This window comes from Pseudoxanthomonas sp. 22568 (assembly GCF_052044485.1).
Taxonomy (GTDB): Bacteria; Pseudomonadota; Gammaproteobacteria; order Xanthomonadales; family Xanthomonadaceae; genus Pseudoxanthomonas_A; species Pseudoxanthomonas_A beigongshangi.
On record NZ_JBQENC010000003.1, the window covers coordinates 82,340 to 103,551 of the forward strand.

The following is a 21,212-nucleotide window of genomic DNA, read 5'->3' on the forward strand; positions in this document are numbered from 1 at the left end:
CGAGCGCAGGCAAAAGGCGTGCCTCTAGGGCAACGCGTCGAAGGCGATGCGTGATGCAACCATGTCCGGGGACTGCCGGGGTTGGCCTGTGGACCTGTCAAATATCGCGGAGAGGACGGTCATCAACATTGAGGCCGAACTGGATTTTTGGGAGCAGATAATCTTGGCAAATGGGTTTCCCGGCCTGGAGCAAAGCTTCCATCAATTACGTCCTACACTGAAGTTCTCCTACGATGCTTACCTGGCCTGGAAAGGGGAGGCGCTGGTCGAGCTGGAGAGCGTTTTGAAGTGCTCCTATGACAGGCAAATCGATCCGAGAAAGAGGCTCGATTGGCTCTATGCCGAGCGAGTGGTCAAAGTTGTCTGGTTCCGTCTCGGCATATCTGATGTTGTTTGAGGCTCCAAACTAGGGAGATGGTTGTGCGGCATAAGCACGAACTTACATTCACACTTCACGTCGGAAATCGCCAATCGATTGGCCCTGCCGAACTCCAGTCCATGTGGCAGGAGGCGGCGCAATCGTCCGATGTAAGCGTCAGCCGGCGGACTTCGGCCTACGATCAGGCAAAGCAGCCCTATTACGAGCTGTGGGCTTGGCGCCTTCATGACAAGGACGCTGTTGAAAGGCGACTGAGGAGTTTGTTGGAGTCAAAGGGATACTTGTTCGGACTCGCCGACATGACCCTCTAGACCGTATCTTCGCCCGAAGGAGCTTTGGGGGGCGGATATGGGCCACTTTGCATCCGCGGTAGCCGGGCAGGTTATGCGGTGGCAACGGGGGTGTGCCTGATCATGGTCTCCGTGCCGTGTAGTGGCTACTTGTTGAGCCTGCCATGTTAGTGGACATTCTCCAGGCTTGCAGTGGCCGTGTTGGTCTGCATCGAAAGCCAAATCGCGTTAGCCTGTATCCTACTGAACGTCAGGTAGGACTAATAGGACAATGAACCCTGCAACTTCGTACAAGGGGCTGCTGCTCGGCATGGTCTTTGGCTTGGCGCTGGGGGCATTCATCGACCGAATCGCCATCGGTATCGCCATTGGCGCAGCACTAGGCTATTTGTATGACGCCGGCTATTTCAAATCCAAGAAGCCCTAAGCCTTCTTCTTGTCGAAGTTTGACTTGGGAGAAGGCTCGGCAGCCTCTTGGCATCTGCTGAAGCGAGTGGCGGACGGAGCTTCAAGTCGATTCTGGCAATAGGCAAGCCAGTTTTTTGTTCTTGCGAACCTTGCTGGAATCACCTGATGACATTAATCCGCCTGGAGATGGTCATCCTGCATCACAAGCAAAGAGTTCTCCGACAACTTCAGCATGGCTGACTCCATCCTGCTCACGGGGCAGGTCGCCTTGCTAAAAGGGAAGGGCGGTTCATGGGTGACCCTTGTTGGAATTTTTGGGCCGCTGGGAAGCCTCGACTACACCGACGACATCTTCCGGCCCATCGCAAAACTCAATATTCAGCTTGTTCGGTAGCAACAACCATGTGCCGGGACTTGTCCGAACGTCGGTAGTTGAGGATGACAGGGTAGGTCGCTTCGAACTATCGCCAGGTTATCTGCCTAACATTGAACGCCAAAGCATTGAACACGTTCGATGGCGAAGGCAGACTCGTCGCCGGAGTCCAAAAACTCCTACATTGAGCAGAGCCACCGTTGCAGTTCTCGGTGGCTCTTCTGTACCAGCAGCATCGGTACTCCGACGTGGTGGAAGTCACGTCGGGAGGGCGGCTAATACAAGACCTCGCAAGAGGGAATACGCCCGCCGACTCAATGCGGTTTTTTGGCCTCCCGACATCCCCGTTTGCCATCCGGCAACGGGGATCTTTCCCCACGGACCGGAGTACCGCCAATGAGTTCAGATTCCCCTACGCCCGCCATGCCGCGCACCGGCTATTTCTTTTCCGAAGCGGCCATCTACGAACTGAAACAACTGCGCAACCAGCTCAACCTGATGGGCTGCCTCAGCGCCGCCTGCGGTGGCGACGAACACAACGAACCCACCATGGCCATCCACCGCTGGTACGCCAGCTTCGAGAACATGGAGCGCCAGGTCGACCGCATCATGAACCAGTCCGAATGGATATCGGTCACTCCGGCCCAACCCGGCGACGGCCCCAAGCGAAAGCTGCTGAAACGCAAGCGCGCGATGCGCTGACGCGGCGCACGCATCATGTCGGGGTGGCGTCTTCCTCCCCGGCATGCAGCGCACACCCCTCAGATTGAGGCGTCGCAACTAGGGAATGATTATCGGCTGGTCACCGCAGTCGCATATTCGTTTCAGGCCATCTACATCAAGTTCATCGGCACTCATGCCGAGTATGACGAGATTGATGTGGCAACAGTGGAGTACAAGCCGTGAATATCCATCCTATTCGCACTCGCGATGATTACCGCGCGGCCATGGAGCGGGCTTCGTATTTCTTTGACAACATGCCGGAGCCTGGCACCGAGGCTGGTGATGAGTTCGACATTCTGATTACGCTCATCGAATCGTATGAGCGCAAGAACATTCATGTTTTCCCGCCAAATCCCATCGACGCAATCAAGTTCAGGATGGACCAGGCCGGCCTTACGCCAAAGGACCTCATGAAGTCTATTGGTCAGCAGAATAGGGTCTATGAAATTCTGAATGGCCGGCGCGAGCTGACTTTGCCGATGATTCGGAATCTGAACCGAGACTTTGGGATTCCCATTGAGAGCCTTGTGGGAGTTGCCTGAAGGTGACACAAAAAACACCGGCCTGGCCGGGGTTTTTTTATTGCATCATCAGAAGCTACGTGGCCTTGGCCAAGTACTCCGCCTTGTAGTTACGCAAGCGCTGCTGAGCGGGCTGGACGCAAGGCGGTAGATGCTGGTTTGAGCGCCAGCTACGGCGAGTTCTCGGCATTGCACTGGGCGCGATGCAGACGTCGGACTTGGCTTCTGCACTTCCGGAGGCTGAGGCTGAAGAAGGCGCTTTGTCCGAAGCGAATGCCACGGATATGAAACGGAAGCAAATTGGCATTCAGCGCTGAATGCGCTGGACATCGCAGCCAAAGCGACTGGAGTAGCGCGCCGAACGCGCTTGACGCTGCGACGGCTCCTGATGCGTCGCCAATACGAGATTGCCGGGAATTTGTACAAATTCCGTTAAACTTGATCGCCGGGCTGGAGGTGATGATACTGCGGCGGCGACCTCACCACGCGTTGAGGATCGCAATCTGCAACTCCGGTGGGGACCGGTCGCAGTCGGGCTTCGCAAGGGTTGTCGTCGCTACGGTGATTTGCCGCGCGGTGGAGTCTCTGGCGCGGAAATGGAGTTCCGCATGTCCGAACAGACTGCTCGTCGTCTTTCCGTCAGTGCGTCCGCCCTGTTACTGCTGGTGGCCGGCCTTCTCCTGACTCCGCTGAGCCTCTTCGTTTTCGAGGTGGTCGCGCAGGTCACCGGTGGTGGTCTGCCGCCACGAGTGTTGGCGAATCCCGACCCGTTGTCCGATGCGGTATCCGCCACGGGCGCGGAGTTTCGCGTCGATGAATCCGGCGCGGCGACCTACACGGTGCCGCTGTATACGGTGCCGGGCACCGCAGGCGTGACGCCGCAGTTGTCGCTGAGCTACTCCAGCCAGGGTGGGGCAGGCGCGCTCGGCAAGGGCTGGTCCATTGGCGGGCTATCCTCCATCAGTCGTTGTCGCGCCACCCGCGAAGCCGGTGATTTCCTGGGTGCGGCCACGCCGGACGGGAACCCGCGGCCGGTCAACTTCAGTGCCAGCGACCGCTACTGCCTGGATGGCCAGCGCCTGGTCCCGTCTTCGGCGACTTGTCCGTCAGCCGGCGGCATGAGTGGGGTGGCGCTGGCCACCGAACTGGATAGCTTCAGCCGCGTCTGCGCCTACACGCCCTCTGGTGGCACCAAAGGCCCGTCGTTCTTCACGGTCGAGCGCAAAGATGGCTCGATCAGTTGGTACGGCGATCGCGACAGCAACGCCGGCGGCGCCACGCGCCCGGACGGCTATGTCGAGACGACTTCGCCTCTCAATACAGGGGCCGCCATCAGCTGGGCACAAACCCGCTTCCAGGATTCGAGCGGAAGCTACATTGACTACATCTACGATGAGAATCCCTCCGGTGCCGGCACCGGTGAGCATCACATCCGCGAGGTTCGTTACACCGGCAAAGTCGCGCTCTCGGGCCAGTCCACCGCCAGTGCGCCATACGCAAAAGTGCAGTTCAACTACAGCACCCTGCCGGCGGCACAATGGAGTCGCGGATATCTGGCGGGTGGTCAGGTCACCACGACCCGGCGCCTGGAGAGCATCACCAGCTGCGCCAGCGCCGACGCGGTCTGTCCTTCGGACCAGCAAGCGCGCCACGTCGTGCTTACCTACGCGCCATCCCCTTCAGGTAGCGGCCAGGACACGCTGATCGGCCTGCAGGAATGTCGCGACAGCAGCGCCGCGGTCTGCTCGGCGGCGACGATGTTCGGTTGGAGTACGGCCACCCATGCGTTTTCAACGTATGAAGCGCCGCCGAACCTGACGCTGGCCACCGACCACTTCAAGGGATTCAAGATCGCGGACATCAACGGCGATGGGCGCCAGGATCTGGCCGTCCTGTATCTGGCGGGCACCGGCTGCACGGGCGGTAGCTGGGTCATCACGATGCTCGGCACCCTCAATGCCAGCGGGCAACCGGCCTACGCCAACACCACCTGGAATTGCGTGCCGGCCAACATCACGGATCGCGGCGATGGCGCCTGGCACCTGTTCGACTACAACGGTGACGGTCTGGACGACCTGTTCGTCTCCAGTGTCATCGGCCAGGGTTGGCGCGTGCATCCGTCCAATGGCGTGCACTTCAACATGGCCACCAACCTGATTGCGGGTTTGTCACCCGCGGTGCCTTCCGTCCAGGCCATCACCTCGCAGGTGCAGTTGGCGGATATGAACGGCGACGGCCTGACCGACATCGTCTATTTCCGGGACGGCGCGCTCCGTACCCGCATCATGGAGCGGCAGGCATCCGCATTCGGATGGGGGAACGAACGGACGACCTCGGTGGATCCGCAGTCCCTGGGCACCCTCATTCCAGGGTGCAACGATCCATCCAATCCGGAGGTCCAGAACTGCGAAATGCAGATTGCTGGAACGCCTACGACCAAGACCGACTTTGTGCAGATGGTCGATTTCAATGGCGATGCGGCCTCGGATCTGATTATCCAGGTGAATGCGCAGGCGGAGCTATGGACAGGCGGTCCGGGTTGTGAGCTTTCCGCCTTGTCCCGACGCCGCGCCAACGTCGCGTCCAATGGGTTGGTAAGCCGTTACCAGGACCCCGATCAGCCCGAGAACCAGCTTCTTGCCGACCCTTGCTGGGAGCGCGTCCAATCCAAGGGGTTGTATGCCATGGCGGTCAAGGAGCAGACGTCCAGTGCGATCCTGCTGGCCTCCCATGGCTATGTCGCCAACGCCAATAGCGCTGTTTACTCCATCGTACTGACGGACATCAATGGCGACGGCCTGTCCGACAGGGTGGTGCGCACCTCCTCGTCGAGTGACTGGGCGTACTCGCTCAATACCGGCCGTGGCTTCACAGCGCAGACGGTCCTGCCGCTGACCGAGTTCAAGGACCAGGCCAGGTTCGTGGATGTCACCGGCGATGGCCGGGCCGACTTGCTGTATCTGGTCAACTACGGCAGCTACAAGGGCTATGCGGTGCGCAAGGCGCTGCCCGACGGCACGTTTGCCGCCGGGACCGCACTACCGGGCGGCAATGCGCGGTTGTGCCAGGGCAGTGGATGTGACCAGAACAATCACGTTCCGATCTTCGGGGACGTGGATGGTGACGGCAACATGGATTTCCAGACGCTGAGCTTCGCGGGAACTACCGTGGGCACCGCGTTTTCCCGGGGCGCCCAGGCGTTCCAGCCGCGTGATGTCATCACCAGCTTCACCAACGGTCTGGGCGCCACGACACAGGTCCAATACGTCCCGTTGACCAACAACGCGGTGTATCGACGCGCCAGTGGGGCGCGCAACAGCTTGAACTGGGGCCGGGGTGCCCCGGTGCAGGACGTCCTAGCATCCAGCTACGTCGTGGCTCGCGTGTCCAGCAGCGCACCGCGCACGGGCGATGCGACGGCAAAGGCCAATCTCTACTACCGCTACGCCAATGCGCGCGTGCAGGCGGGCGGAAGGGGATTCCTGGGCTTTGGCATTCTGGAGACCATCGATCCGAACCAGACCGGCGGACACGTCGTCACCGCCACGACCTACGCCCAGAATTTCCCGTTCACCGGCCTGCCACTGCAAACCGTGAAGAAGGCCATCAGCGCGGCCTATGCGGCGCCGGCGTGTCTGGGGGCGGTGACCAACGCCTGTTTCAGCGGGCCTGGTGTCACGCATCCGGATCTGGGCGGGCAATGGTTCTCCAGCAGCGTGCAAAGTTGGGAAATGGCCGGCTCGCTGACGAGCCAGACGCCCATCCACGTGCGCACCCAGGGCACCGAGGAAACGCTGCGAGATCCGTACACCGGCGCCGTCACCAGCAAAATCGCCACGGCCTTCAGCTATGGCAGTTACGGCAACGTCACCCAGACCGTGGCCGATACCTACACCGGCGCCAGCACGTTGACGGCCACGCAGATCACCCAGAACACCTACAGCGACAACGCCAGCACCTGGCGGCTGGGCCGCCTGACCGCCAGCACGGTCACCCATCGTCGCCCGGGCTATCCGGACGTAGTGCGCACCGCAGGTTTCAGCTACGCCATGGGCGGGGCCGGTACCGGTCTGCTGACCGAAGAGCGTACGCAGCCCGGCGGGGCTGCCGACCAGGCTTCGGCCACCGCTTACGTCCTGGACGACTACGGTAACCGCCTGCAGTCCGTGGTCTGCGCCGCGCCGGCAACCGGGTGCTCTGCCAGCGGGCAGGTCTTCCGACCTTCCTCGCTCGATGCGCTGCGCCGATACTCACGGGTGGAATTCGACGCGCGGGGCCGCTTCCCCGTGGCCACCTATGCGCCGTTCTGGAACGGAACTGGCGCGGAGGAACGCCGAACCAGCGTCGTCATTGCGCGCAACCTGTTCGGCGACGCCACCGACGTGCGCGACGTCAACAACGTCCGCAGCGTGGCCCTCAAGGGGATACTGGGCCGCGACTACGTCAGCTGGAGCCAGAGCTCTCCATTTTCCTCTCCGGGCAGCGGTGGTGTTACCAGCACGACCACCTATCGCTGGTGCAACAGCGGGCCGGAAGCCGTCGCCTGTCCGGCTGGCGCGGTATTCCGCCAGCAGGTCGCCGCCACGATGGCGCCCCGGCAATGGGCGTACTTCGATGTACTGGGCCGCCCCGTCATGAAGGCCACCGAGACTTTCAATGCCGGCGTCAGCGGCCAGGACGTCTCGGCGGTGTGCACCGAGTATGACGGCGTGGGGCGGGTGGCGCGCACCTCCAACCCGTTCTTCCTGTCTGGCACGGCCGGCACCACCGGCCCCGCCGATGTGGCGGGGGTCTGCACCAATGCCAGCCGCGCCTGGACCACCATCCAGTACGACCTTCTGGGCCGTCCCACGCTCACACAGGCGCCGGACGGCAGCCAAGTGACGTCGCAGTACGCCGGCTTGGCCACGACCACGCGCGACGCGCGCAACAACCCCACCACGCAAGTGCGTAACGGCAAGGGCGAGGTGGTTTCGACGCAGGATGCCAGCGGCTTCATCACCCAGTTTGCCTATCGGGCCGACGGCAATCTGGTCAGCGTGACCCGCAATGCGGGTAACGGAACCATCACGAACAGCTTCACCTACGATGTGCTGGGCCGGAAAATCCAGCAGGTCGATCCGGACAACGGCACCACCACTTTCGCCTACAACGCGCTGGGCGAGTTGATAGCCCAGACCGACAACGGTGGATACCGTACCGAGCGCGAGATTGACGCACGCGGCCGTACCTGGCGAGTCACCGCCAAACTGGCCAACGGCACCATCGAAACGCAGTCCACTACTGAATACGACACGGCCGCCGGTGGTAGCGGACAACCCACCTGGGAATCCATCACCGGACAGTACGCGGCCTGGTCGGGGCAGGCAGGCACCGGGCTCGAGTATCAACGCCATTTTGGCTACGACACGATGGGCCGCCCGACCAGCAACGGGGTCATCGTCGACGAGGGCATGTTCGGATCCGAAGTGCAGTACGACGAACTGGGACGGCCATGGAAATCGCGCGACGCCAGCGGCCTGTGGAGCAAGACCGAGTTCGGCGCCCGAGGGGCGGTAGCCACCTGCGCCAGCGATGACATGGACAGCCATCCGGCCTGTACCAGTCCCGTGGATACCTACATGCGTACGCTGGCCACCGATGCCTGGGGCAACGTGGTCCGGGACATCCGGGGTGGGCAGGCCAACCTGGAAGTGCGCCGGCAACATCATGCATTGACCGGCCGGCTGACCGAAATCTGTGCGGGCAATACCAGTTGCAACCTGGTGAAAGAAGCCTACGTATGGGATGCCGCCGGCAATCTGGCTTCGCACCAGAAGGAAGGCCGCTACCTGGAGCAGTTCACCTACGACAGCCTGAACCGGGTGACCGAAGGTCGGCTGACGATGGCCAACGGCGCCACCGTCAACCAGGTGCTGCTGGCCAATGCCTACGATGCGCTCGGCAACGTGTGCAGCAAGGATGGGTTGGGTTATGCCTATCCGGGGGCCGATGGATGCGTGGGGGCGCTGCCGATGGGGCAGGCCGCCGGCATCCCGGTCCTGGCCGCCCAGGCCATGCCAACCCCGCAACCCACGCAAGCGAGCGTGCAGCAACCCAGTGCACTCCCTTATGCGTCGGTCGCCACCGGCATGGTCACCCAAGCCGCCGTGTCCTCCATCGCCAACAGTCCGCATGCGGTGAACCAGGTCGGGGCAGGCGCGTCCGCCACGTACTACCACTACGACGATCGCGGTAACCAGACCCTGCGCGATGCCCCGGGCACGGGTAGCGACCGCACCATTCGCTACACAGCTGACAGCCGTGCGCATGAAATCCAGATGGGCAGCGGGCAAATTACGCGGTTCTGGTACGGGCCGGATGGTCAGCGCTTCAAGCGCACCGATGGCGCCACCACCACGCTCTACATCGGTAGCGTGGAAATCCTCATCCAGAACGGAGTGCAGACAAGCGCCCGCCGCTACGCGGCCGGCGTAGCTCTGCAGACCGTCGTGAACAATGTGGCGCAGAGCACGCGCTACCTGTTCCACGACCATCTCGGCAGCCTGGTGCGTATCGCCAACCCAAACGGCACCGTGGCCGAGGCACTGGACTATGCCACCTTCGGTGCACGCCGCACCTATGGCAATCCCGCCGGTACCGGCAGCGCCTCCAACTACACGCCACGCGGCTACACCGGGCATGAATATGTGGATGGCGCGCAAGTCACCCACATGAACGGGCGCATCTACGACAACCAACTGGCCCGCTTCCTGCAGCCGGACCCGGTGGTGCAGGCACCGAGCAACGGCCAGAGCTGGAACGCCTATACCTATGTGTTCAACAACCCGCTGGCGTATACCGACCCCACCGGTCAGTTCGGCATCCTGGGTGGCCTGGCGCTGGGCTGGTTCATGCACAACAACGTCCACAAGGGGCTGATTCGCGGCGCGATGCGATCACTGGGTCCCAACGCCACGGGTTTGGCGGTGGGCGTGGGCTGCAGCTTCGCCGGACCTTGGGGCATCTTGTGCGCGGCAGGTGGCAGCTATGACGCGGCCCGGGCGTTCGGGGCCTCCTCGAAGGAAGCACGCCAGGCCGCGGTCGCGGGCGCGTTCACGGCGGCGGTGGGGTATGGCCTGAACGTGAAGTACGGCGGCCAGGTTACCTACGGGCGGGTGGCCATCAGCGCGTTGGCTGGCGGCATCGCAGCAGAGATCCAGGGCGGCAAGTTCGGCAACGGTTTCGTCGCGGCGGGCCTGACCACGGCGGTGATGCCGCAAGTGGGGTACATCGACAATGATTTTGGTCGGACGGTGGTAGGCGCCATCGTCGGCGGTACTATTTCGGAGGCCACTGGTGGGAAGTTTGCCAATGGAGCGATTTCGGGTGCGATACAAGGAGCGATGGCCAAGAGGCCAACTCAAGAAGGTTTGAGTGGCGGAGGCAAGAACGCGTTCGGAAGCTACACCGACGAAATACCACAGGGATTCTCAGCACTAAAGGAAAAGTACCCGGCGATCGATGCACGTATGGATTCGTACTGGGAGAGTTCATTTGACGGATTTTTCCGTCGGGAATACGGCATGGTTGGTATCGAGAGTCTTGATGGATCTGAGATGCGATACCTGCACCTCGACTCCGAGTGGTCCATCAATCCTCAATCCTTTGGCTATAAAAACATGCCTTTCAAGGAGCAGGTGCTTCGACAATTTGCCATCGCCGGACTAGATCCTGCTGAGTGGAACATTCGTTTTGTCTACCATACCCATCCGTTCAACAAGTGCTTCTCGTTCTGCGGCCCTAGTTCCTCAGGATTTGGACCGTCGAGTGGCGATCAAGGACTTACCTTGAAACTCCCTCAGGTGTATCACGTTGTCCGGCAAATGACGGGGACGACGCCCCAAGGAGTGCCAACCTATGTGGATTTGTACTATGGACAAACAAGCGGCTCACCATGATGCTGAATTTATTCTTACTGACGTTCCAAGCCTAAAGGGCCCGCCATGCTAAAGGTGATCGCAGTAGTCGGTAACATCGCTCTGCTCGGACGAAGCCTGCTCACGGGTTCTTGGGTGCTACTCGGATTGCATCACGAAGCTCTCACAGGCCAAAGCTACGAGCATCCTTTTCGTGTGAAAGCCATGGCTGTGGTCCTGCTTGTCCTTTGTGCCGGGCTTGCATCAACACTGGTTCCAATTTGGAGGAAGGCCGGCTCTCGTTGGCTCATGGCTGCATGTTGCTTGACAGCCATCGCTGTTCTTGAGGTTGTTGAGTCAGTGATGATCTACACGCAAGTCGGGCACTACGGACTGCATGAATATTCTTACTACGTATACGGCCCGCTGTCCGCAGTGTGGGCGATCCTTAATTTCCTGATTTTTCGCCGAGAAAGTCGATCCAGATGAAAACGTTTTGATGATTGCGCTGATGCCTCCGTCCTCTTGAACGTTAGGGCTGAAAGGCCTCCTAGCGTTGTCGTTTCACTTGCTACAGGGCACGTTTCAGGATGCGGCTCATACTGGCTTCCTTGCTCATGGCTATCTTTCAGGAAAGCGCTGCGGAGCAGGCTGGTGCGCCCCGGTGCACACACTTCGGCGGCTTGAAAGAAAAGGTCTGCCCGGCATCAATGCTCTCTTTGACAACCAGCCATCAACTTTTCTACCAGCGGACGGTCGCGGTTTCTGGCTACGTCAAAGAAGTCGACAGCCACTTCTACCTCTTCACAAGCAAAGAGTTCGCCGACAACTTCAGTATGGCTGACTCCATCCTGCTCATGGGGCAGGTCGCCTTGCTGAAAGGGAAGGCCGGCTCATGGGTGACCCTTGTTGGAATTTTTGAGCCGCTGGGGAGCCTCGACTACACCGACGACATCTTCCGGCCCATCGCAAAGCTCAATGTTCAGCTTGTTCGGTAACAACAACCATGTGCCGGGACTTGTCCGAACGTCGATAGTTGAGGATGACAGGTTAGGTCGCTTCAAACTATCGCTAGGTTATCTACCTAACATTGAACGCCAAAGCATTGAACGCGTTCGATGGCGAAGGCAGACTCGTCGCCGGAGCCTAAGAACTCCTCTGTAGCGCGGGGCCACCGATGAAGTTCTCGGTGGCTCTTCTGTACCGGAACTATCGGTACTCCGACGCGGCATCAGCTCCACGTCGGGAGGGCGGCTAATACAAAACCTCTTCTTGAGGGAATACGCCCGGCCGACGCTACGCGGTTTTCTTAGCCTCCCGACATCCCCGCTTGCCATCCGGCAACGGGGATCTTTCCCCACGGACTGGAGTACCGCCAATGAGTTCAGATTCCCCTACGCCCGCCATGCCGCGCACCGGCTATTTCTTTTCCGAAGCGGCCATCTACGAACTGAAACAACTGCGCAACCAGCTCAACCTGATGGGCTGCCTCAGCGCCGCCTGCGGTGGCGACGAACACAACGAACCCACCATGGCCATCCACCGCTGGTACGCCAGCTTCGAGAACATGGAGCGCCAGGTCGACCACATCATGAACCAGTCCGAATGGATCTCGGTCACCCCGGCCCAACCCGGCGACGGCCCCAAGCGGAAGCTGCTGAAACGCAAGCGCGCGATGCGCTGACGCCTCGCACACATCATGTCGGGGCAGGGGCGTCCTCCCCGACATGCAGCGCCAGCGACGATGGGTTCTCGGTATTGCACTGAGTACGATGCGGATGCCGAACTTGGCTTTCTGCACGTTCGAAGACTGCACTTTATTCTTGTGCTGCGCGCCCCCTGTCAGTGAACAGCCGGCGCACTCGGAATGTGACATCAAATACTTTGAAATCAAAAACTTGCATATAGGCAATCGTCTTCCTATGTTCGAATCGCGAACCAATTGGGTTCGTGTGCAGGGAGGCTAACCCCCTGCAATCGACTAAGGGGAAGTCATGCAAGTCCATCACGCCGTATCAGGCCGTTGCCCTATAGGCGCGGCCGTCGTGTTTGCTGTTGTGGCGCTCTCGTTCCATGGGCCAACGCTGGCGCAGGAAGACAACGACAAGGAAAGCCGCGCCGACAAGCCGTCCGCCACCAACCTGGACAAGGTCACGGTCACCGGTTCCCGCATCAAGCGGGTCGATATCGAAGGGCCGTCACCCGTTGCCGTCATCACGGCGGACGATATCCAGAAGGAAGGCTTCTCGACCGTCTACGAAGCCCTTTCCACGCTCAGCCAGTTCACCGGCAGCGTGCAGAACGAAATCAACCAGAGCGGCTTCACCCCGAACGCGCAGTTCATCAATCTGCGCAGTCTCGGTCCAGGCTATCAACTGGTCCTGCTCAACGGCAAGCGGATGGCTGACTATCCGATGCCCTACAACAGCCAGTCCAACGCGGTCAGCCTGAGCAGCATTCCGGCCGCGGCGGTGGAGCGCATCGAGGTGATGACCGGCGGCGCATCTGCCATCTACGGCTCCGATGCCGTGGCGGGCGTAATCAACATCATCACCCGTTCCCACTTTGACGGCGACACGCTGTACGTCCGGGGAGGCACGACCACGCGCGGTGGCGGCGATACCGGCCTGTTCCAGTGGACCGGGGGCAAGACCGGCAACCGCTGGAACCTGATTTATGCCCTGGAGTACTTGAATCGGGAATCCATCCTCGCGTCTCAGCGCGACTTCATGGACTCCTACCATGACAATCCCCGATACCGGAACGACCCCCATAGCGCGACCGCCGTCAGTGGCGTGTATCTCTACCAGAACGGCCCGGGCTACGTGTGGCCGGATGCGAACGGAAAACTGTCCGGTTCGGTGGAAGCGCTGCGCTCGGCCTGCGCCGCGACCTCGCCGGACTTCCAGCCCTACCGGTCAGGACGAAACGTCGCCAACGAGAACCGGTGCGGTTACTTCGGTTATCCGGCCACCCAATCCATCCAGAACAGTTTCGACAAGGCATCGGCCTATCTGTCCGGGACCCTGGATTTCGGTCAGGACACCCAGGCGTATGGCCAATTGCTGTACACCCGCTCGAAGAACACCGGGGCGAGTGCAACGCGGTTCTGGCAGACGGCCGGGTGGGTCCATGACCCCGGCATCGGCTATGTGCAGGCGCAGCGCATCTTCACGCCCGCCGAGACCGGAGGTTCGCAGAAGTCCATCTTTGAGGAAGAGTCGCTGAGCCTGAACCTGGGGCTGCGTGGCAGTTGGCTGGATGGGCGGTTCGATTGGGAAGCTGCGATGTCCCATGCCCGCTATGACATGAGCGTCAAGACGCCATACTTCACCACGGACAAGGTCAACGACTACTTCTTCGGCGACCTGCTGGGGCACGTCGGGACGAACAAGTACCCGAGCTATCACGTGCGGGTAGACCGGCTATTCAGCCCGTTGTCGACGGCGGACTACCAATCGCTGATGACGACCGTCCATTCGACGGCGGAATCCCAGTCCAGCCAAGGCCAGTTCACCCTGACGGGCGACCTGTTCGACCTGCCGGCCGGTCCGGTCGGCATGGCGTTCGTCGTTGAAGGGGCGCGCCAGAAGTACTCGCTGGCGCCCGATGCACGCAGTACCCCGGACTACGCCGGCAAGGACAGCATCTACAACCTGACCAGCACCCGGGGCGGCGGGAGTCGTGACCGCTACGCGCTCGGCCTGGAGTTCGGCATACCGCTACTGCACAACCTGAAAGCCAACCTGGCCGGTCGCTATGACCGTTACGACGACCAGACCGACGTGGACGGCGCATTCACCTGGCAAGCGGGCCTGGAATGGCGTCCCTGGAATGCGCTGCTGCTGCGCGGCACCCATGCGACCAGCTTCCGGGCACCGGACATGCACTACGTCTACGCAGGACACTCCGGCGGCTATACCTACATCACCGACACCTATCTCTGCCGGGTGAAAGGCATCGACCCGGCCTCGCCGGACTGCTCGGGCGCCGACTACAACTATCAGGTGTTCCGGACTTACGAGGGCCGGAAGGACCTGGAGGAGGAGGAGGGGCGTTCCAGTACCGTGGGCGCCGTATGGGACGTGATGAACCAGATGTCCGTCAGTTTCGACTACTACCGCATCAAGCTGGAGAACCAGGTGGGCGAACTCCACTCGGACTACCTGATGCGCAACTACGCCGACTGCCGCCTGGGCACGGACACCCGGGGAAACCCGGTGGACACCACGTCTCCGTCCTGCCTCCACTTCCTGGGCCTCATCACCCGCGATACCTCCCCGTTTAGCAACGGCAAGGTGACTCGCTACGCCGCCTATCCCGTCAATCAGGCCATGGCCCGCTCGGACGGCTTCGACGCCACCTGGAAGTACGCGCTGGACACGGACCGTCTGGGGAAATTCAACTTCCAGCTCAACTACACCCACGTCACCCAGCTCGAACTGCAACGGTTCGCCGACGACAAGGTGGAGAACATCCGCGACCACCGCCGCTACTTCCACTACCGCAGCCGCGCCAACTGGACGGTCGGCTGGGAAAAGAACGACTGGCGCACCAACCTGTACGGCTACCGCTTCGGCTCACTGCCCAGTTGGGACGAAACCCATCGCATCGCGCCGTACTTCCTGTGGAACCTGGATGTACAGAAGAAGATTACGCCCAAGGCCACCATCGGCTTCAGCGCGGTCAACGTCTTCAACAAACTCCATCCCCGCGACGACAGCTTCACCAGCTATCCCTTCTTCTGGCGCTCCTACAGCCCGGTCGGGCGGCAGGTGTTTGCCAATTACCGGGTTACCTTCTGATTTGCCGAAGTGTCCTTTGCAGTCCCCTTGGACCCGGCGTTAGCCGGGTTCTTTTTGGGCAGTACCGGCAGACGAGCATTAGTCAGCAATGTCTTTTATCAGGCGTGCCCACCATGCATACCTACGTTCGCGATTAGGGGTGTTTATCGGGGGTGGTGGAGACGAATCGGGGCTGCTTCCAGCCCGACCTAGGTGACGAGAGACGCTCGAATCAGGCACCAGAAATTCTGGGGAGTTCTACGCGGATCATCGGCTACTGTGGAGCATGAGCTATGCACACGTTTGACCATCTTGCACCTGCCGTGTAGGCACCCAATGGTGGCAAGGCGATAGATGGATCCTGGTCTGTAAGCAGGGCCAAGCAAGGCCGCTACCGCCCAATCGGCGTACCCAATCTTGCCCATCTGCATGGCGGAAACCCAATACTAGCGTGTCAGGGCAGAGTTACGGTTTCAAACATTCCCTGAGGAACGGATCATCCACAACGATGGCCTTATACAGGGAAATTCTCCAGTTGTGAGGGCCAAGCGTGGCCTCCCGTCTCTGCAAGAAGTTTGACAGAAATCTTCGTAATACAATGGAAGTTCTAGCTTCTCTTGCAACAGCTGCATCGCGGAGTATCAAGAACTCGGTATGTGCTTGGTTCTTGTATCGGCTCAAAAGCGCAAGCTTTTCGAAGTGCGACTCAATGAGTCCGAACTTGGCCACAGAAAACCTCGCGGGCCGAACGAGGTCAAACGTCACTGCCGGAACGCGCTTGCCATTTTTTACGACCCACTGAATGCTAGGTTTCAGCATAGGAGCGGTTGGCAGCGAATCGATGTAGAAATTGAGAAAAATGCGTGCCCTACTGGCATCTAGCCACAAATCTGACTTCTTGCCATTGCAGGTACCGCAACAAGGTATGAGATTGTGTACGTGCACACTAAACTCTGGGAATTTTTCTTTTGGAAGATAATGATCGAACTGTCTTGGTGCTCCTATCCCACAATACGGACAGAAGTCGCGAATACCTTCAGCCTGACGCTCAGTGATCAGTCGCTTGAGTTCCGCCAGTGACTCCGCAGAAACTTCGTAACAGTGCAACAGATCTTCCCGCTCCGGCCCTGACCACGCACGCATGGCAACGCCACTAATATCCGCGATTGTGTATGCGCCCTCGAGCGCCGCATACCGCGCTCTAATGTCAGGGATCATCGCCTTGAGACGCTTTCCGCGGTTGCCCGTCTTTCCGCCGACAATATTGTCCAGGTAACCACTAGGTGAGCCAAGAGCTCTTCGAAGTTTATGCACCGTTGCCCTCATACAGGGAGGCTAGGTAGGCAGTTGCATGCAAGCTCAGCTGATCACCGAAGAGTGCGGACACCTCCTCAAAAGTCAATGTTTTGGCAAGCTTGGAAAAAGTCTTCTTGTAGAAATTTGGTATCTCAACGGTCTCGAACACCTGACGAGTGAGCTCGGAAATATTCTCGCCAAAGGACTCCGTGGCCAGCGGGTGAGCACTTGTGATATCCCCATCCCGTTCAAATCGTACAACCCTCTGCCGGGGAATTTCTTGGATAACCAATGGCGAATGGGTTGCGATGACGGCGTAAGCATTGTACTGATTCAGCAACGACTGCAACGTCTGCATCAGCAATGCGACGGCATTTGGGTGAAGATGGATTTCGGGTTCGTCGAAAAGGATCAGCGACTCTTCTTTTAGGTAAGCAAGCGTGGCGGAGATGAAATAGGCAAGGATTGATTGCCCGGAACTCATTGAAGGCGGGAGACGGTTCTCCAGCTGTTCAATGGCTTGTTCGATGTCCACCATCTCTTCTGGCAAGCCCATTACGTTGGCAATGTGCTTTTCCCACACTCTTTCGCGATCGTGCTCTTTGATGCGTTTTAGGTACTGAAGGTGTCGAGATTCAAGCGCTCTACGTGAGAGACCGCCGCTATCATCCCTTACGCCGCAATATATGTAGCTGAAGAACTTCTGCTGCTCCGGCCGCTGAAATCGGTCGAATGCGCTGAAAGACAACGCAATCACCCGAGAGAAGAGTGGCCGATTAGGCTCAAAGGCCAACTCCAGCTGATCCACAGTTTCCTTGGAAACACGTTGAGTCGTTGCAAGATCACGTGCCAACTTAGCGAGAAACTGCGTCTTGCCTACACCGTTTCGTCCGATAATAGCGAAAATTCGACCAGGGACCGGATCCTGCGGCTGTAAATCGACATCAATGGACACGCCAGCAGTCGCCCCAGGAATATCTCCCGTGTAGGTGAAGGAATAGCCCTTCTGTCGCTCGCCGTTGGCGAGGAATGCAGGACCGTCGCGCAAGCAGATCTGCGCATCATTGAAACGAATAAGGGAGTTCCGAAAGCCGCTGGTTGTTTCCACATCATCAAGAAGCTGAGGACTCACAACGACATCGTTCAAAGCCTCCAGCACAGCACGGTGCGTCTTAGGAAGGTGCTTGCGAACGTTGTTATAGTAGTCGAGATCCTGCCCCAGGCTGACGAACTCATCCCCAAGCTCGGTAAAATATGTGGGCAATTTGGTGCTTTTGACGTCGCGCTGCAGAATCTTGACATCGCCTAACAGCTCTCTGTCACCATTTTTTTTGAATAAACAAAAATGATAAAGAGTCTTGAAGTTGTAGTCGTCCCAGTTGTCGACCAGGTATACGATGCACGGCATGGTCGCTTCCGGTGGTGGCTGGTAATTTCGAACACCTTTGCTCTTGTAGAACTTCATCCTCGCTCCCTGACTTATTGGCGACATCGCGCTACTCTCCGCAGAAGTTCAGATGATCGAATTCCTACTGAATCGCCGGACCTTCCTGAATGGCATAGTACAGAAAGTCCAATACTTCTTTCCATGCCCTGTTGCAGGCTACCGGTCGTGTCATTAGAGCTCGATTGCTCGGGCTGGGGTCGAACCGTTTACACGGAGCCGCGCAGAGGCTCACCCCCGCCCTGACTTCAAGTGCCGGGAGCAGACACCGAGGTGGGTTGCGATTTGATTGATTTATCGGGGGTAGGGAGGGTCAAACTCGATCGAAGCGTACAGTGGCTGGGACGTTCATCACTTGCTGGCCTTTAGTGCGCCGTAAAGTCGTGTAGATACCTCTCAGATGACTTCGTGTCGTATGAACTAGTTCGCTTACTCAGCGGTTCTGCAACACTTCTAGCGCTCCGTCCAGTGCGGTTATTGATTCGACTATTGTGCGCACAGTGGCGCGATCAAATTCATGGTCACGCTGGGCGTCGTGCACGCCGCTATTGAGATAACCCCACTCTATGCTGGCTCCGCTGACATTGAGCAGGGCGGCGAGCGCGGCGACCGCCTGCGGCGCACCTGGGTGCTGTGCCGCGATCCGATCGACCGCCGACCGCAACTTGCTGCACTTGTTGTTCAGTTCCCAGGGCGAACGGGGCCCGCCTAGCTTGATATCGATCCGACCGTCTGCCCGCCGGCCCAGCCATGTCCAGAGGCGGTCCGTCAGACTCTCCAGTGCCGGCCGGGCTTGGCGCAGTGCCTCGCGCTTCTCGTCGGCCGCCAATGCCTGCTGGGCTAGAAGTACGTAGTTCTTCGTCGGCGGGTCGCTGTCGATGCGCAGTTCGTGCTCCCCCTGATGCGGGAGGAACTTGTAGCGCTTGATACCCGCGGCGCGCCGCACGCCCAACTCCTGCTGGATGCGGTGTAGGAACTCCTCGGCGTGCGAAGTTAGGATAACCTGCTTGCCGTCGAGCAGGCCGTCTTCGAAGAAGGTGCGCCAGATGCCATCGCGATGGTCGTCGTCGATTGCGTTGACGACATCGTCGAAGATGACCACGGGGCAACCCTGCGCGATGTTCTTCGCGAGCAGAATCGCCAGGCCCAAGCATTTGATGTGCCCTTCGCTGAAGACGATCAGCGCGTCGTAGCGTACGCCTGGCTCGCCGGCGAACTCGACCTCGATCTTGCCGTTCTCGGCCACTGGTAACCACAGCGCGTGCAGAAGATCGCCGGGTGGATCGGCCCGGTTGAATGCGTTGTACAGATGGCGGGCTTGTTCTCCCAGTCCCTGCAGCAGCACACCCGGCAGAGCGGTCAGATAGGCCTGGATCTCAGGCACGAAGCCATCGTAGGCGGCCTTAATCCGCTGATGGTGTGCCACCACCGGTACTTCGGCCGCGACGGCCTGGATCAGGTCGCGGTTCGCCTCGTCGAACTGGGCCACTGTCTGGCGGGCGACGGCCAGCTCCTTATCGGCCGCCGTGCGCATGGTCCGCAGACGTTCGATCTCCAGCTGATGCTGCTGCAGGCGGTCCCGCTCTTGGGCCAGCGTGCCGCGCTGGGTATACACATCACGCGCCTGCGCGTCGAAGCCTTCGATGATCTCTGCGATCCGCAGCAGGGCTTGCCAGGCGCGTCCGTTCTCATCGACCCAAGCGCCAAGCCAGTTGCCCGCAGCCGTGGGAGGCAGCAGCGGCAGGCCCGCGGCCTGCGACTCGGCAGGACAGGCGATCACAGCCGCCGCGATCACGCGGCGCATCTCGTCCCACAGCCCTCGGACCGCCTCGCTCAATTGCGTCCGAAGTCCGGCCTCTTGCTGCTGCAGGGCAGCCAGTTGCGCGAGTTGCTCCAAGCCAGCCCGCGCTCTTGCGAATGGATCTTGCGCCACAGCGGCCAGATCGGTTCCACATGCGGGACAAGCGCTCGCACCATCGGCCAGCGCCAGCACGGCCTCGTAGAGCTTCGCATACGACACCTCGCTGGCGCGGGCCGCGAGTTGCGCGGAAGACGCCTGCCACAACCCCTGGACGCGGTATGCCTCTGCCAGCAACGACTGCAGGCGGGCCTGGGATACCTCATGAATAGCTGGCGGGTTGGCGTCCAGCTGTGCCTGGACATACGGCAGCCGCCCCTGCTGCTGTGGCGTACCGAGCAGCCAGTCGACGCATGCTTGGTAAGTCGCGCCGGGCGACATGCGCTGCGCCAAGGCTTGTTCCAGGCCATTGACCGCTGCGACCTTTTGCGGGTAGGCGGCGATCGTCTGCTCGGAGTTCGCCAACTGCAGCCGACGCTGTGACAGTTGCGCCGCCCTCACGCCGGCAAGCATCAGGTCCTGATCGAGCGAGGGATTGAAGCCGCGCACAAACTCGCTGAACTGGTCCACGCCAAACAGGGTTGCGATGAGCTGACGCTGATCGCCTGGGGTCCGCGCAGCGATGCGCGCGAAGTCATCGAGGCGGTTCTTCTCGATGAAGCAGAAGCGGTACTCGGCTTCGTCGGGCTGGACGGGCTGGGCTTCGCCTGCGACTTTGGACGACAGGACTGGCGCGACATGACGGCGAAGGCGAGCGTTGTTGCAATAGGTCCGCTGGTCGACCCGCTTGGCCTGCGCTTCGCTGATCGAACCGAGCATCGCCACTTCCAAGGCCTCGCAGAAGCTGCTCTTGCCGGTGCCGTTGGCACCGTAGACTAGGGTAATGTCGTGGCTGAGGTCGAACGTCTCCTGCCGCATGAATCCGCGAAATGGCCCGACTTCGAGCTGGTGAAGTCTCCCGAGTGCCGGCCCGGTCTCCGGGCCGCGGGCGTCCCCGTCATACCCCACACGCATCTGTGCCAGATGCGCGATGGCCAGCGGCGCGAGGCGCGTGGATCGTCCGCGTCGCGCAGCCCCGACCTCGGCCAGTGGTTGCAGATGATCGAGTACAAGGTGCGCAAGGCGGCGCACGTCGTCGTGCACGTGTCGCTGCGCCAAGTGCGTCAGGAAGCGGTGGTATTCCGAATGAATGCTCGCCATGCAGTCCACTTTATACAGAATCACGCTGTTCACCGAGT

13 protein-coding genes are annotated in these 21,212 nt (G+C 60.2%); 10 read left to right on the plus strand and 3 right to left on the minus strand.

Translation table 11 applies throughout. From position 1 onward, the window contains the following. The first annotated feature begins 46 nt into the window (after positions 1–46). The 10 genes from ACTJI2_RS04625 (at position 47) to ACTJI2_RS04670 (ending at position 15,397) form a co-directional block, all read left to right on the plus strand. On the plus strand, positions 47–397 hold the full coding sequence (locus ACTJI2_RS04625) for a hypothetical protein (RefSeq protein ID WP_440841261.1): 351 nt from the start codon (positions 47–49) through the stop codon (positions 395–397). Positions 398–940: 543 nt separating this feature from the next. Continuing rightward, a complete protein-coding gene (locus ACTJI2_RS04630; RefSeq protein WP_183636291.1) occupies positions 941–1,096 on the plus strand; it encodes a hypothetical protein in 156 nt (51 codons plus the stop codon). Between the two features lie 213 nt (positions 1,097–1,309). Then, positions 1,310–1,471: a hypothetical protein gene (locus ACTJI2_RS04635; protein WP_440841263.1), complete on the plus strand. Its 162-nt coding sequence runs from the start codon at positions 1,310–1,312 to the stop codon at positions 1,469–1,471. Between the two features lie 375 nt (positions 1,472–1,846). Beyond that, complete coding sequence (locus ACTJI2_RS04640; protein ID WP_141452850.1) at positions 1,847–2,152, plus strand: XAC0095 family protein; 306 nt, start codon at positions 1,847–1,849, stop codon at positions 2,150–2,152. 15 nt (positions 2,153–2,167) lie between these two features. Next, the gene (locus tag ACTJI2_RS04645; RefSeq protein ID WP_440841265.1) at positions 2,168–2,356 is read left to right on the plus strand and encodes a type II toxin-antitoxin system HigB family toxin; all 189 of its coding nucleotides are present in this window, start codon (positions 2,168–2,170) and stop codon (positions 2,354–2,356) included. Next, positions 2,353–2,715: a helix-turn-helix domain-containing protein gene (locus tag ACTJI2_RS04650; protein ID WP_440841267.1), complete on the plus strand. Its 363-nt coding sequence runs from the start codon at positions 2,353–2,355 to the stop codon at positions 2,713–2,715. The genes ACTJI2_RS04645 and ACTJI2_RS04650 overlap by 4 nt, the downstream gene beginning before the upstream one ends. Before the next feature lie 587 nt (positions 2,716–3,302). Beyond that, positions 3,303–10,634 (plus strand): toxin TcdB middle/N-terminal domain-containing protein, encoded by a 7,332-nt coding sequence (locus ACTJI2_RS04655; RefSeq protein WP_440841269.1) that lies wholly within the window; start codon positions 3,303–3,305, stop codon positions 10,632–10,634. A 575-nt stretch (positions 10,635–11,209) separates the two neighbouring features. Beyond that, on the plus strand, positions 11,210–11,590 hold the full coding sequence (locus ACTJI2_RS04660) for a hypothetical protein (RefSeq protein ID WP_440841271.1): 381 nt from the start codon (positions 11,210–11,212) through the stop codon (positions 11,588–11,590). A gap of 380 nt (positions 11,591–11,970) precedes the next feature. Further along, positions 11,971–12,276 (plus strand): XAC0095 family protein, encoded by a 306-nt coding sequence (locus ACTJI2_RS04665; RefSeq protein WP_440841273.1) that lies wholly within the window; start codon positions 11,971–11,973, stop codon positions 12,274–12,276. Positions 12,277–12,637: 361 nt separating this feature from the next. After that, positions 12,638–15,397 (plus strand): TonB-dependent receptor plug domain-containing protein, encoded by a 2,760-nt coding sequence (locus ACTJI2_RS04670; protein WP_440841275.1) that lies wholly within the window; start codon positions 12,638–12,640, stop codon positions 15,395–15,397. 444 nt (positions 15,398–15,841) lie between these two features. Here the strand turns inward: ACTJI2_RS04670 and ACTJI2_RS04675 are convergent, their stop codons facing one another. From ACTJI2_RS04675 to ACTJI2_RS04685, 3 genes are all read right to left on the minus strand, one after another. Continuing rightward, entirely contained in the window at positions 15,842–16,690 is an 849-nt protein-coding gene (locus ACTJI2_RS04675; RefSeq protein WP_440841277.1) for an HNH endonuclease, read from the minus strand. Next, positions 16,683–18,137 carry an ATP-dependent nuclease gene (locus ACTJI2_RS04680; protein ID WP_440841278.1) on the minus strand — a complete coding sequence of 485 codons (1,455 nt, stop codon included), beginning with the start codon at positions 18,135–18,137 and terminating at the stop codon, positions 16,683–16,685. The genes ACTJI2_RS04675 and ACTJI2_RS04680 overlap by 8 nt, the downstream gene beginning before the upstream one ends. 412 nt (positions 18,138–18,549) lie before the next feature. Beyond that, positions 18,550–21,198, minus strand: a complete 2,649-nt coding sequence (locus ACTJI2_RS04685) for an AAA family ATPase (RefSeq protein ID WP_440841279.1) — start codon at positions 21,196–21,198, stop codon at positions 18,550–18,552. Between the last annotated feature and the right edge of the window lie 14 nt (positions 21,199–21,212).

What these genes read in the sequence shown, in the direction of transcription:
- ACTJI2_RS04625 (WP_440841261.1), top strand. Translation starts at nt 47, where the DNA reads ATGCGTGATGCAACCATGTCCGGGGACTGCCGGGGTTGGCCTGTGGAC.
- ACTJI2_RS04630 (WP_183636291.1), top strand. Translation starts at nt 941, where the DNA reads ATGAACCCTGCAACTTCGTACAAGGGGCTGCTGCTCGGCATGGTCTTT.
- ACTJI2_RS04635 (WP_440841263.1), top strand. Translation starts at nt 1,310, where the DNA reads ATGGCTGACTCCATCCTGCTCACGGGGCAGGTCGCCTTGCTAAAAGGG.
- ACTJI2_RS04640 (WP_141452850.1), top strand. Translation starts at nt 1,847, where the DNA reads ATGAGTTCAGATTCCCCTACGCCCGCCATGCCGCGCACCGGCTATTTC.
- ACTJI2_RS04645 (WP_440841265.1), top strand. Translation starts at nt 2,168, where the DNA reads ATGTCGGGGTGGCGTCTTCCTCCCCGGCATGCAGCGCACACCCCTCAG.
- ACTJI2_RS04655 (WP_440841269.1), top strand. Translation starts at nt 3,303, where the DNA reads ATGTCCGAACAGACTGCTCGTCGTCTTTCCGTCAGTGCGTCCGCCCTG.
- ACTJI2_RS04660 (WP_440841271.1), top strand. Translation starts at nt 11,210, where the DNA reads ATGGCTATCTTTCAGGAAAGCGCTGCGGAGCAGGCTGGTGCGCCCCGG.
- ACTJI2_RS04665 (WP_440841273.1), top strand. Translation starts at nt 11,971, where the DNA reads ATGAGTTCAGATTCCCCTACGCCCGCCATGCCGCGCACCGGCTATTTC.
- ACTJI2_RS04680 (WP_440841278.1), bottom strand. Translation starts at nt 18,137, where the DNA reads ATGAAGTTCTACAAGAGCAAAGGTGTTCGAAATTACCAGCCACCACCG.